14 protein-coding genes and 2 pseudogenes are annotated in these 12150 nt (G+C 42.0%); 1 reads left to right on the forward strand and 15 read right to left on the reverse strand.

Features of this window, described 5'->3' with window-relative positions:
• Nucleotides 1-247 precede the first annotated feature (247 nt).
• The 7 genes and pseudogenes from GCA01S_RS21050 to GCA01S_RS20655 all read right to left on the reverse strand — a co-directional run bounded on the left by GCA01S_RS21050 (nucleotide 248) and on the right by GCA01S_RS20655 (nucleotide 4906).
• On the reverse strand, nucleotides 248-640 hold the full coding sequence (locus tag GCA01S_RS21050) for an RHS repeat-associated core domain-containing protein (protein ID WP_071997959.1): 393 nt from the start codon (nucleotides 638-640) through the stop codon (nucleotides 248-250).
• Between the two features lie 61 nt (nucleotides 641-701).
• A pseudogene (locus tag GCA01S_RS21490) lies at nucleotides 702-791 on the reverse strand (phage terminase small subunit); the annotation flags it as partial.
• Nucleotides 792-973: 182 nt separating this feature from the next.
• Nucleotides 974-1225, reverse strand: coding sequence for a hypothetical protein (locus GCA01S_RS14760; protein WP_042411000.1), 252 nt, complete (start codon nucleotides 1223-1225; stop codon nucleotides 974-976).
• A 207-nt stretch (nucleotides 1226-1432) separates the two neighbouring features.
• Complete coding sequence (locus GCA01S_RS14765; protein ID WP_042411001.1) at nucleotides 1433-2599, reverse strand: IS256 family transposase; 1167 nt, start codon at nucleotides 2597-2599, stop codon at nucleotides 1433-1435.
• A 145-nt stretch (nucleotides 2600-2744) separates the two neighbouring features.
• A pseudogene (locus GCA01S_RS14770) lies at nucleotides 2745-3638 on the reverse strand (RHS repeat-associated core domain-containing protein); the annotation flags it as partial.
• A gap of 394 nt (nucleotides 3639-4032) precedes the next feature.
• On the reverse strand, nucleotides 4033-4653 hold the full coding sequence (locus GCA01S_RS14775) for a hypothetical protein (protein WP_221198415.1): 621 nt from the start codon (nucleotides 4651-4653) through the stop codon (nucleotides 4033-4035).
• A 10-nt stretch (nucleotides 4654-4663) separates the two neighbouring features.
• Nucleotides 4664-4906: a hypothetical protein gene (locus GCA01S_RS20655; protein ID WP_042411005.1), complete on the reverse strand. Its 243-nt coding sequence runs from the start codon at nucleotides 4904-4906 to the stop codon at nucleotides 4664-4666.
• A 696-nt stretch (nucleotides 4907-5602) separates the two neighbouring features.
• Here GCA01S_RS20655 and GCA01S_RS14785 point away from each other — a divergent pair.
• The gene (locus GCA01S_RS14785) at nucleotides 5603-6058 is read left to right on the forward strand and encodes a MarR family winged helix-turn-helix transcriptional regulator (RefSeq protein WP_042411008.1); all 456 of its coding nucleotides are present in this window, start codon (nucleotides 5603-5605) and stop codon (nucleotides 6056-6058) included.
• 234 nt (nucleotides 6059-6292) lie between these two features.
• Here GCA01S_RS14785 and GCA01S_RS14790 read toward each other — a convergent pair whose 3' ends face one another.
• From GCA01S_RS14790 to GCA01S_RS14825, 8 genes are all read right to left on the reverse strand, one after another.
• Nucleotides 6293-6811, reverse strand: a complete 519-nt coding sequence (locus tag GCA01S_RS14790; protein ID WP_042411010.1) for an acyltransferase — start codon at nucleotides 6809-6811, stop codon at nucleotides 6293-6295.
• Nucleotides 6812-6814: 3 nt separating this feature from the next.
• Nucleotides 6815-7456, reverse strand: coding sequence for a pyrophosphatase PpaX (gene ppaX, locus GCA01S_RS14795; protein ID WP_042411012.1), 642 nt, complete (start codon nucleotides 7454-7456; stop codon nucleotides 6815-6817).
• The gene (locus GCA01S_RS14800; protein ID WP_042411013.1) at nucleotides 7456-8391 is read right to left on the reverse strand and encodes a nucleoside recognition domain-containing protein; all 936 of its coding nucleotides are present in this window, start codon (nucleotides 8389-8391) and stop codon (nucleotides 7456-7458) included. The genes ppaX and GCA01S_RS14800 overlap by 1 nt, the downstream gene beginning before the upstream one ends.
• 17 nt (nucleotides 8392-8408) lie before the next feature.
• On the reverse strand, nucleotides 8409-9218 hold the full coding sequence (lgt, locus tag GCA01S_RS14805) for a prolipoprotein diacylglyceryl transferase (RefSeq protein WP_042411014.1): 810 nt from the start codon (nucleotides 9216-9218) through the stop codon (nucleotides 8409-8411).
• A gap of 18 nt (nucleotides 9219-9236) precedes the next feature.
• The gene (hprK, locus tag GCA01S_RS14810) at nucleotides 9237-10172 is read right to left on the reverse strand and encodes an HPr(Ser) kinase/phosphatase (protein WP_017435686.1); all 936 of its coding nucleotides are present in this window, start codon (nucleotides 10170-10172) and stop codon (nucleotides 9237-9239) included.
• 123 nt (nucleotides 10173-10295) lie between these two features.
• Nucleotides 10296-10655 (reverse strand): phage holin family protein, encoded by a 360-nt coding sequence (locus GCA01S_RS14815; RefSeq protein WP_042411015.1) that lies wholly within the window; start codon nucleotides 10653-10655, stop codon nucleotides 10296-10298.
• 31 nt (nucleotides 10656-10686) lie between these two features.
• Nucleotides 10687-11766: a DUF4097 family beta strand repeat-containing protein gene (locus GCA01S_RS14820; RefSeq protein ID WP_042411016.1), complete on the reverse strand. Its 1080-nt coding sequence runs from the start codon at nucleotides 11764-11766 to the stop codon at nucleotides 10687-10689.
• Nucleotides 11767-11787: 21 nt separating this feature from the next.
• On the reverse strand, nucleotides 11788-12114 hold the full coding sequence (locus GCA01S_RS14825) for a DUF4870 domain-containing protein (RefSeq protein ID WP_042411062.1): 327 nt from the start codon (nucleotides 12112-12114) through the stop codon (nucleotides 11788-11790).
• Nucleotides 12115-12150: the final 36 nt, after the last annotated feature.

A 12150-nucleotide genomic window follows, 5' to 3' on the forward strand; every position in this document is an offset into this window, starting at 1 on the left:
ACACCCCTTCTTTTTATAGAGAGGCATTATTATCTTTTAAAAGATAATAACGCCCGAAAATAATATAACTAGAAAGGAAAACTTGTTACAACTTTACCGGATGGTTCCCTAATGACTCTTACTCTATTAGTAGGTTTCCCCCTAGTATCTGTTCCTACGGGTCTTTTAAATGTTTTTTCATGGATGGTTCTACCATATCTACCTGTTCTTACGGGCTTTGTCCTCGCAGTTGCTCTAGTGGTTCTCTTTAAAGTTCTATTACTTTTAAACTTACTTTTTGGTTTTTCCCATCTTTCATCTTTTTATTAGATTTAGGACCGGGCTCCTCTTTAATATGGTCCCAGTCTATCTCCCCAAGTTTTTTTCCTAAATACCACGCTCCATAGGCCCCGACAACAGCAGCAGTACCAATTAACATTACTTGTCCAACACCAGGAACAAAATAAAGCCCTACAGCATAAGCAAACTTCCCATCCGGATCCACCACCATCACCGGATTGTTGTTCGCATACGTATATCCGTTTTGCGTGAGAATGTCATCCGCATCCCCCGGATCTGGATCCAAAGAAAGGAACACGCCATGCGTTGGATGATAGTACCGTGCCGTCCGGTAATACCTACCCGTTTCCTCATCGTACAATATTCTATATATGTAAAGAAATTCTGTGCAACCAGTCTTTGTTCCTCCTATTGAAAAAATTACGCCACGACTGTGTTGTTTCACTAGCGATGTCTTTATATTTCATCCCTTTTACATAATCTTTTTCAGCTTTAATGTGATCAGCCGCCATCTACACCACCTGCCACCTCCGACTATTTGTGTTTGTTTTGTACAAAAGAAAAAGCACCACAATGGGTGCAGTAAATAACTATCAAAAGGAGAAAAGAATTTTGCCTCTCTCCTCCTTCCATTAATACTTTTGTGAAAAGACTTTAAGACAAATAGTTTCATAGTTTTATACATTATTTGAAGTTATACAGGTATATCAAATATAACTAATAAAAGGAAAATTAAACCTGCAGCTAGTGATACCATACCAAATAGAAAACCAATTGCAATACCAGAGAGTGGGTTTTCAATAAATATGTCAAATATTATTATTAGAAAGGCTTGTAATTTTCCAAATCCTGATTTTTCTTGTTTGATTTCTTGTATAGCTTTATATACAGAAACAGTAGTCAAAATAATTCCTATACTTAAGAAACCAAATATTAGTAAATACAACCTCTTCATCCTTTCATATACTTATTTTAAATCATATATACTTTTCCGGTACCGTCAAGAATTTTGTGTAATGTAAGATAGATAGGGTATCTCTGAAATGGATTTGAAATGGATAGGGAACCGGTTTCCTTCACACAGGAGACTGAATATTCAGTCTCCTGTGTGGAAAGGGAGAATTCCCTTATTTTGTTTATTTACAGTATTTGGTTAATGATAACGTTCTTCAAACATTCGCTCGAGGGCTTCCTGTGCTTCGGCAAATCCTCGTAACTTTCGTCCTGCCCATTTCTCATTAAAATCTTGAATGGTCAAATATACGACTTTTTCAGCGGCTTCTAAACTATTCAAACTGTTCATCGGCTTTAGACGTTTCCGAATCTCCTTGATCGTTCGTTCGATGGCATTGGTCGTATAAATCACACTTCGAATACTGCTTGGATAATCCATAAATGTAAGGAGGACATCCAACTCATTGGCCCAAGATTGGACTTCTCTTGGATACTTGCTCGACCATTTTGACTCAAACTGTTCAAACATCTCCAGTGCAATTTTTTTATTCGGAGATCGATAAATGAGTTTCAAATCTTCCGCCATTTCGAATTGGTCTTTTTTCCGAACACGATGGAGCGTGTTACGGACTTTGTGAACGACACAACGCTGTACATCAGCTTTCGGATAAACGGCCTTAAAGGCTTCCTCCAGCCCCGGAAGACCATCGAATACGCCCAGAAGCACTTCCTTGACGCCTCTTTGGTAGAGCTGTTGAAGAATCTCCTGCCATCCATAGGCACTTTCCTGTCCTCCTATGAAAAAATCAAGAATTTCACGATACCCTTCTTCGTTGACCCCCAACACCACATAAATGACTTCTTTCTCCACGGTTTCGCGACGAAGTTTTACGTATAAACCATCCAAATATAAGACGGAATAACGCTTGTGCAGTGGACGAGTGTGCCATTTCTCGATGTCTTCCTTCACGACATCGGTAATACGACTGATCGTTGCAGGAGAATAGGCATTGCCTAGAATTCGTTCAATAAACTTGCCAATTTCACGCGTACTCATGCCACTTTGATACATCCTGATGATGGCTTCCTCGAGCCAGCCGGTGTGGCGCTGGTAAGGAGCGAACAATTGGGTTTGAAATTCTCCGTTTCGGTCTCTAGGGACCAAAAGACCTTCAATCCGGCCATATTGCGTATCTAGATTTCGTTGATAGTAGCCGTTTCTCATATTCGATGTTCCGGCCTGCTCTATTTCGAGGAAATTCTTGATTTCTTCCCGCATGATCAGTTCTAATTTTTCCTTTACAAACTGACGAATGACACTTTCCAGTTGATTTGCCCAGTCTACATTCGGTATACTTTTAGACATAGGTAGGGTTCTCCTTTCTCTGGAATGTTTTGGTCCAAATCAGAGAATACCCTACCTTTTTTCTTTTGATCTAGTAAAATGCTTTACACAAAATTTTATACATCATCACTTTTCCTAATTATTTACATTTATAATATTCAACATCCTATCTTTTTTTTCTCCAACTCTTATACTTACTTTTGTCCCAAACATAAGCTTTCCCAAATAAGTGTTTTCCATAAGCAGAAATTGCTCCTTTAGCTGCTCCTAAATGATAACCTATAACAGCTCCTCCTATAGTCCCCACTCTTGGAACTGTCTTTTTACCGACTAACCCTCCATAAGCTTTTCCTATTTTAATATAATTATAGAACGCGGACCATCCCGAACCTGCTAAACCACCATAAATTGCACCAGTTACCGCGCCTTTAGCAGCACTCTTACCAACTTCTTTATATACATACTTCTTTTTACTCCATCTTGTAAATTTCTTATCATACTTCTTTATATACTTATAAACTATTGCATATTTCCCATTAGGATCAACATACATGACTGGGTTATTATTCGCATACGCATACCCATTCTACGTGAGGATATCGTCCACATCCCCTGGGTCTGGATCCGAAGAAAGGAACACGCCATGCGTTGGATGATAGTACCGGGCGATCAGATAGTACAGACCCGTTTCTTTGTCATATTGGTATCCCGCATATCGGTATGGGTTTTCGCCCGCCAAAGCGCCGGATTGGGAAAGAATGTTCCCCCCACGCATCGTATTGATAGCGGGCAACAATGTTTCCTTGTTCATCCGTCAGGGCGATGACATCCCCATGCGCGTTATAGTGGTAAAAATACGTCTCATTGCCTTTTTTCATGGCAAGGAGTTGCCCGTTTTCTCCGTATATATATGATCTTACCACATTTCCACTTGCATCGTTTTCATACAGAACGTTTAGGCTGTCGCCTTGGTAAGGTAGTTCGTAATGATACCATTCACATTCTTTTGGATGCGCCGGCCGTCTTCGTCATACTTGTACGTCACAAATGGCGTACATTCAAGAGTTAATAGAGATGGAGTAATTCTCTCGCTGTAGTAATCGGAATAAGGGGAGAAAAAGTTGCGAAAAAAATTTCAAAAGGCAAGGAGAAAGCGAAGGTGAGCTTTTGGGAGATAAAAATGGTAGTAACTGATGATTTTTCAGCTGTTTATTGTTGATGAAAATTATAAAATTGGACATCTTTTTCAAACTGAAATTATAAAATTGGATGATTTTGGTGTACAATAAAACGAAAAAAAATATCTTGCAGGAGTTTCGTGGGTTATGTGTATAGATTGTTGCTCTTGTGGTTTATTCGCCACTCCACCCTTTCTAAAAAAGAAACCTTGAAAGGCTTATAGCCAATCAAGGTTCTCTTTGTTTTATTTTTGTGCCCGGGATAAGCATCTACATTTACTTAACGCCGTTAGAATAATTTAAGAAAAGAGTATCAGCAATTTCTTGTGAAAGTTGTTGATTTACAAAATTGAGTTCCACCCACGATAAAACTGTTTTATCAAAAGAACGCCAAGTTTTTAAAATCTGCAATAAACCCGTACCATTGTTTACATCTTGAATCCCTAAAACACAAACCCCATAACTTCTTTCTCCCCATATTGCCCATTTCATTGAAGGAGGTAGCCAAATAACGGTATAAGAATTGTATAGCACCGCATCCGCCGGGCTTTCCTCAGGGCCTAATTCAAGAACATCTAAATATTCATCAGGTGATAAATTGACAGGGAGTTTCATCCAATTATAATAATTAAACTCTTTATAAAAATATTCTACTGGATTAGGATCTAACACTGCGGTAAGGACATAATCATCTTTCGTTTCTTTAGATAATTGTTGGATTGTGCTCCAAAAATCTTCGTCCATTGCCCAGTCAAACTCTTCAAACAAAAAATAATTGAATTGTTCTCGGAATACCTGTTTAGGCAATCTATTTTCTAAATAAAACGCATCACTAGCCATTTCTATTAACTTATTAAATTCCTTTTTGTCCCTAACAAATAAAGCTTCTAAATTCACTGAAATCACCCTATTTTAACCTAATTTTTAAAGTCATTCTTTTACTCCCTTTTGGATAAAAGTCAGCAGTTGAACCGCCTGTGGATTTAGCACCGTCACGAAGAACATATTTTGCGCCATCTTTTGTCAGTATTATTGTTTTTCCGTCTTTAGATATTGATTTTTTCCACCCATCTCTAAGTAGATTTTTTTCGAACTCTGCTTTAGATATATTAGTCGCTCTGTTAACATAACGGCTACCAGGTTTAGTCACATCTTCATATTTACAAGCTTTACATGTATCCTTGCTTTTTAAACTTTTTCTTAACTTTCTTTATTGCCTTTGACAAAAATTTAAATGCTTTGGAACCTAATTTGAATAACCAGGATACAATAATCCTATATTCTCTATCTGGATCGGCAAAAATGCGGTATATAACCAACTATTTGCCGCTTTAATTACGTATGTGCTGTTGAAATGGCTGTATGACCAAACGGAGAAAATGCAATGATAGAGATTGTAATTTTACTTACAGGATTGTGCTTTATGTTTATATTTTTTGGAAGTTCACCCATCCTGAAACAACGAGATGAATACAGCAAAAAGAACCCAACAGATGATTCTACCTACCACCCTATTAAATACCCAACTCCTGTAATGAACCTCTTCCACCTACACTCCGTTAAGAGGTGGGAGACTTCTCAGTAAATATGTTAAACGCTGAAATGTATAAAACACCGGTTTCGGAGTATAATCATCCCTTGACAACTAATGAAATTGCATTGTGATTCGCATCACGATAAACTAACTTTAGTAAATAAATATTTTTTATAAGCCTGAAAAATATTTAATTAATATTTACTTTTATTTCCAACCATATAGCCAAAACACATATAATTATTCACTAAAATCTAAATAATTGTTTACTAAATGTCATGCGTTTTTGAAAAAAGGAAAGGATGTATACAAATGACACGGATTCAAAAAGTCGCCGAAAGCTTTGCTCAACTTCTTCCTCTGTTTGATAACAAAGTTTTCAAACCGATCATCCAGGCTACCCCGATTCCGAAAAAAAAATCGGATTTAACTCATTTGCAGTTTCACATTTTGGAAACTTTGTTCCATGCAAAGACAGGGATCTCGATGACGGAGTTGGCCCAACACTTGAGAATTTCCAAACAGCAGTTGACCCCTCTAATTCGAAAATTGGAGGAAAAAGATTATGTGGTAAAAATGCAAGATTCTACTGATCGGCGAGTTGTTATACTCATGCTGACTGAAAAGGGGAAAGACATCGTAAAAAAGCGCTGGGAGGAAATTTATCATCTATTTTGTGACAAGTTAGGGAAACTCAGCGAGGATGACTTGATAGACTTGGACTATGCGATCACCAAAATGATTCGAATTATGGGCAAGCTCGAGTAAGTCTTATTTCTGAACGGCGTATGTACAGAAACAGCGGAAGCCAAAACGTACAAATCTATCTCAAAAATAAAGAGATTAGAGTTCCTTTGCAAATTGGACGAAAGTGAGAAAGGAATGGATGTGAAGAAGGAATCTGAGTGCTAAAAATCTGCCAAATGAACCTTGGGAACTGCCAAGCTCGCTGGATGAAGGAGAAACCGGTCTCCCGCCTCTACATAAATGCAGGTGGGAGACTCATTCATTGGAATGACCTTTTCTTCGCTCCATCTCTTCTTTTGTATAAATGATTCGCATCGGATTGCCGGCGACAAACGCTCCGGCTGGGACATCTTTATGGACGACCGTGCCGGCGGCGACGACGGCGCGGTCGCCGATGACCACTCCGGGAAGCACCGTCGAGTTGGCGCCAATCATCACTTCATCTCCGATAATCACATCGCCAAGGCGGTATTCATCAATTAAGTATTCATGCGCCAAAATCGTCGTATTGTAGCCAATGATGCAATTGCGGCCGATTTGAATTTTTTCCGGAAACATAATATCCGGCATGACCATAAAGGCAAGCGCCGTTTTTTCGCCGATTTTCATGCGCAAAAACGTGCGGTACAGCCAGTTTTTCACCGCTAAAAACGGCGTGTAGCGGCCGATTTGAATGACGATCACGTTTTTGAGCACTTTCCAAAACGACACGGTTTTATAAATTTGCCATAGAGAATTTGCTCCTGATACCGGATATTTTGTCGTCCGTCTCACCTATTATTCCACTCCTACAATCGCCAATAAGTCGCTCATTTTTTCCAGCATAAAATCCGGTTCATATTGTTCCAAATACTCCCGACCTTTAATCGTCCACGCTACTCCCGCTGTTTTTGTGCCAGCGTTTTTTCCTGCCAAAATATCGTGATAATTATCACCGACCATTAACGCTTCATCCGGCGTTGATTGCAGCAAGTCCAGCGCTTTATAAATCGGCTCCGGATCCGGTTTCGGGCGCTTGACATCATCGAGGCCGATGACGCAATCAAAAAACGGCGCAAGCCGCGTTTTTTGCAGTCCCATCACTGCCGTCTGATGAATTTTTGTCGTCACAACGCCGAGACGGAACCCGTGCTGGTGCAACGTTTCGATCGTTTCATACACCGTTTCAAATTCGCGGATGAGCGCGTCATGATGCGCAAGATTGAATGAGCGATACGTATCAACCATTTCTTGCGTGCGCAACGGATCCAATGCGCTGAACGTTTCATGCAGCGATGGGCCGATAAATGGCAATACATCCTCACGTTTGTATTTGCCGGGATAGTAGATTTCCAACGTATGCAAAAAGGATTGAATAATGAGTTCATTCGTATCAATTAAGGTTCCATCGAGATCAAATAAAATGGTGCGAATCGTCATTATGCGGCTTCCTTTCTTTTTGTTTCTCCAACACGATTCCAAATAAAACTGATAAGCATAGTTAATAAAATAGCGGTGGCCAGCCGGATGAGAAGCAGCGGCCATACCGGAATTCCAAGTGGAACAAATACGAGCGTATCTTCCACAACGGCGTGACATGACACAAGAAAAATAAAGGCCAATGTTAAATCACGTTTCGATACGCCGTCTTCTTTTACCGCCTGAATCATCACCCCCGCGCCGTACGCTAAACCGAACACGAGCCCAGCTGCCAATGTCAAAGAGGTGTTTTCTTTCATGCCAAGCACTTTTGTCACCGGCGCCATCCAACGCGAAAAAATATGGATCCATTTTAACTCTTTTAATATTTGAATTCCAAGCATAAGTGGAATCACGATCACCGCCAACTGCACGATCCCAAGACACGCTTTTTTCACCCCGTCAAACAAAATCGCGCCCCAGCTTGTCAACTGCTCTGGAGAATTCGAAACAAAACCGTATTGTGCTGTTTCGCTCCCCCCATGCCAAAGATAATGAATCAATAGAGCGGAAACAAGCGCGAGCCCGATGCGAACAATAATCATTAGCGCAATGCTCATGCCGGTGCGCGACGCGACGGTCGACTCGATGAGCAAGTTATGAGAAAACGAAAGCATGATCGCCAAAATTAATACTTCTTTTACCGTTAAGTCCAATGTTAAAATCGCGCCAATTCCGGCGTACAAGTTTAATAAGTTGCCAAGCACAAGCGGTATCGCCGCATCCCCCGGCAAGCCAATCCATTTCATGAACGGAGTGACAAGCTGAATAACCCATTGCAATACCGGTGTATGCTGCAAAATCGATACGATTAACGTAATCGGAAAAATCACTTTTCCAAGCGTCCACGTCGTTTGCAAACCGACGAAAAACCCGCGCCGCAATATGCCAGCCATCTCTCTTCTCTCCTTTGCTAATCTCGATAACGTTCCTTGGCTAACCCTTTCATTCTGCGGTATACCCATAAACATACCGAAAGTATAATGAGCGCAACGGAAACGACTTGCGCGATGCGAAGATGACTTGTCAGCATCAAACTATCGGTGCGCATCCCTTCAATGTAAAACCGGCCGATCGAATACCAAATTAAATAGCTGAGAAATAGTTCTCCGCGCCGCAAATTGACGCGCCGCAGCCACAATAGCAGCAAAAAGCCGGCAAAATCCCAAAGTGATTCATATAAAAACGTCGGATGGTAATATTGGCCGTTAATGTACATTTGGTTAATAATAAAATCCGGTAAATGCAAGCTTTCAAGAAACTCCCGCGTCACCGGACCGCCATGTGCCTCTTGGTTCATAAAATTGCCCCAGCGCCCGATCGCCTGTCCTAAAATAATGCTTGGCGCCGCAATATCCGCCAGCTTCCAAAACGAAAGCCCCCGCGCCTTCGCAAAGACGATCCCTGTCGCGACTGCGCCGATCAATCCTCCATGAATGGCAAGGCCGCCTTCCCAAATTTTCGGGATTTCCGATATATGTTTCGAATAATAATTCCACTCAAAAATCACGTAATAGGCGCGCGCACACAAAATCGCAATGGGCACGGCGAACAAAACAAGATCGACAAACGTTTCTTTCGGCAGTCCGCGCCGCACTCCTTCTCTTGTCGCAAGCCATAGCCCGATTAATACTCCCGTTCCGATAATCACCCCGTACCAGTAAATGGTGATCGGACCAAGATGCAAAAAGACACGGTCTAGCGGCTGAATCGTCGACTCCATCCATTCTCCTCCTAACTATTATTCGTAATCGTGCTCCCCGTCTTCAATTGCATCGGTCAAACGCGCGGAAAACTCCTCTGCGGCGTTGACTCCCATCCTCTTCAAACGAAAATTCATCGCAGCGACCTCGACAATGACGGCAAGGTTTCTTCCCGGACGAACCGGTATTGTCAATTTCGGCAATTCCGTATCCAAAATTTTTACTTTTTCTTCTTCGAGGCCAAGACGATCATATTGTTTATTCGGATCCCAAAGTTCCAAATCAATCACTAGTGAAATGCGTTTATGCGTCCGCACCGCACCGGCGCCAAATAATGTCATCATATTAATAATGCCTAACCCGCGAATCTCCAGCAAATGCTCAATTAACTCCGGCGCGCTGCCAACCAACATATCTTCATCTTCCTGGCGGATTTCGACACAGTCGTCCGCGACAAGGCGATGGCCGCGCTTGACTAGTTCCAGAGCCGTTTCACTTTTGCCGACCCCGCTTTTCCCAGTAATTAATACCCCGACACCGTAAACGTCGACCAACACGCCGTGCACCGCCGTTGTCGGGGCGAGTTTGCTCTCCAAATAATTCGTCAACCGGCTCGAAAGACGGGTCGTTTTCATTGTCGAACGCATCACCGGCACCGACTGCCGCTCGGAAGCTTCGATCAGTTCCGGCGGCACTTCCAATCCGCGGGAAATAATAATTCCAGGAGTAATATCGGTGCAAAGTCTCTCCATTCTCGTTCTTTTCTCTTCCGGACTTAACGTTTCATAAAATGACAGTTCTGTTTTGCCCAATAACTGAATGCGCTCAGCCGGATAATAAGCAAAATAGCCTGCCATTTCAATGCCAGGACGGGATAGGTCACTTGTCGTAATCGGGCGGTAAATGCCTTCCGCACCGCTGACTAACTCTAACTGAAATTTTTCGATAATATCTTTCGTACGCACTTTCGGCATGTCGGCATTTCTCCCCTTTCCTTGTCTTTTTCCATTTTAGCACTTTTCTTAATTTCATTGAATGAAAAACATCGCTGCAAACAAAAAGAGGCGGAAACCTCTCTTTGTTCCGCCCCTAATCGCCTATTTTTGCCGCAGCGGCTCAATAATCGCTTTTTGAATAAGCAAATGGAAAAAGGAAAGAACGATCGAAGCCAACAGCGCGGTGCCAAACCCGTTGATTTCAAACGCATCTCCCATCAGCGCCGCGGTCATCTTCAATGTAATCGCATTAATCACGAACAAAAATAATCCGAGCGTTAAAATCGTCACCGGCAGCGTAAGCAAAATTAAAATCGGACGCACTACCGCATTTAATATCGCTAAAATCATGCTGGCGATAAAAGCGGCGCCGATGCCGCTGAATCGAATGGAATCAAAATATCCATCAATCGCCACCAATAATACCGTATTCACAAATACGCCAATTAACCAGTTGAGCATCTTATCACCATCTTTTTATGATCACTTTCGGCTACTTGTCGCCGTCTTCAGCCACATGTAGGGAAACAGAGCCCGCTTTGGAATCCACATAAATATGAAACGGCGGCTTTGCGCTATTTTGACATTGAAAACGAATTGCTTTTTGCGCGGTTTCTTGCTTTTCTTCCACTAAAAATGCATTCGGATGACGGTACACTAATCCACCTAGGTTCGTTCTCATTTCTCCTTCCAAGCATATATCGCGCGGCAAAAGCAACGTAATGTTTCCCGTCACCGTTTTTCCCGTCACGACTCCATCTTCTCTTTCCGTCGCGTACGTAATTCCGCCGCTAAACGTCCGCAGCCGCGCATAACGATAATGGCCATCGAGCTTGACTTCTCCATGAATCGTTTCCGCTTCGACTTCCTCGAATGTGCTGTGTTCAAGCACGATCGACCCATTGGCCGTTTCCAACTCCGCCTCTTTACCGACAAGACGGTGCAGCATCATACTCCCATTCACGTTTTTAATGTGCAGCTTATCCATGTGGACGTCTTCTATATTTATATTGCCATTAAGCAAGCGAAATTTTGCGTCTTGAAGCGATGTTTTCGGAATATAAATAACGGCATCGGTTTTCATAAACGGCTTGGAAACGGAAAAGTGCAAACAACCATCCCGCGCGGAAAATACCGCCTCTTCGGTAAAGGCGCGGCGCGCTGCATCCGCCGATTCCGAACGGTACACTTTTGCTTCGCATTCAATGCGGACATCCGCTTGGTCCCATGGTATCATCTTTATATTTCCATTGGCAATATATACATCCATTTCTTGCAGCTTTGCATCGCTTTGATGGAAAACATGTTTTATTTCAAATGCGTTGGCAAATTGGAAATCAAATTCTTTTACCTTTTTGACAGCCATATCGAAAAAGTCCACCAGTTTTTCTTTGAGAGAGGCCATTTTGACCGAATGCTGCTTGGCGTCCGCATACGGTCCGGACGCATAAGACGATGATGAAAAACCGTTATCGCTCTTTTTTTGGTCTAACTGTTCCAGCAGCATCAACGCTTCTTCCACCGTCAGTTTTCCTTCTTTGACCATGTTAAGTATGCGCTTTTTTTCCTCCATGGGGCGCTCTCCTTTCATTATTTATTTTAACACTTGAATCCCCCTAATAATATTCCAAATGACCACAACCAAGTTAACGATCCCTGCCGCAATAAAACCAATCCATACTAGGCCGCCGCCAACCCAAAATGACACGTCGCTGCCTCTCCCTGTCCATCCAGCAAAAATAGAGCTGACGATAAACAACAAAATGGTCAGAGCTGGAATCAAATGGGAAAGCAACGCTTTTTTTGCATGGCGTTTTACTTCCGGATGATCGGTGACAAAGTAAACGACAATCGGAAAGATGAATCCGGCAAAGAAAATGCTGAAGTAACATAAGGATGCAAGCACTTTATTGGAATTCACCAACAAATTCCTCCTTTTGTTCTATATAATTTATAT

Origin of the sequence: Parageobacillus caldoxylosilyticus NBRC 107762 (genome assembly GCF_000632715.1) — a bacterium.
In the GTDB taxonomy this organism is placed as follows: Bacteria; Bacillota; Bacilli; order Bacillales; family Anoxybacillaceae; genus Saccharococcus; species Saccharococcus caldoxylosilyticus.

What these genes read in the sequence shown, in the direction of transcription:
- GCA01S_RS14815 (WP_042411015.1), bottom strand. Translation starts at nt 10,655, where the DNA reads ATGCTCAACTGGTTAATTGGCGTATTTGTGAATACGGTATTATTGGTG.
- ppaX (WP_042411012.1), bottom strand. Translation starts at nt 7,456, where the DNA reads ATGACGATTCGCACCATTTTATTTGATCTCGATGGAACCTTAATTGAT.
- GCA01S_RS14800 (WP_042411013.1), bottom strand. Translation starts at nt 8,391, where the DNA reads ATGGCTGGCATATTGCGGCGCGGGTTTTTCGTCGGTTTGCAAACGACG.
- lgt (WP_042411014.1), bottom strand. Translation starts at nt 9,218, where the DNA reads ATGGAGTCGACGATTCAGCCGCTAGACCGTGTCTTTTTGCATCTTGGT.
- GCA01S_RS14785 (WP_042411008.1), top strand. Translation starts at nt 5,603, where the DNA reads ATGACACGGATTCAAAAAGTCGCCGAAAGCTTTGCTCAACTTCTTCCT.
- GCA01S_RS14820 (WP_042411016.1), bottom strand. Translation starts at nt 11,766, where the DNA reads ATGGAGGAAAAAAAGCGCATACTTAACATGGTCAAAGAAGGAAAACTG.
- GCA01S_RS14765 (WP_042411001.1), bottom strand. Translation starts at nt 2,599, where the DNA reads ATGTCTAAAAGTATACCGAATGTAGACTGGGCAAATCAACTGGAAAGT.
- hprK (WP_017435686.1), bottom strand. Translation starts at nt 10,172, where the DNA reads ATGCCGAAAGTGCGTACGAAAGATATTATCGAAAAATTTCAGTTAGAG.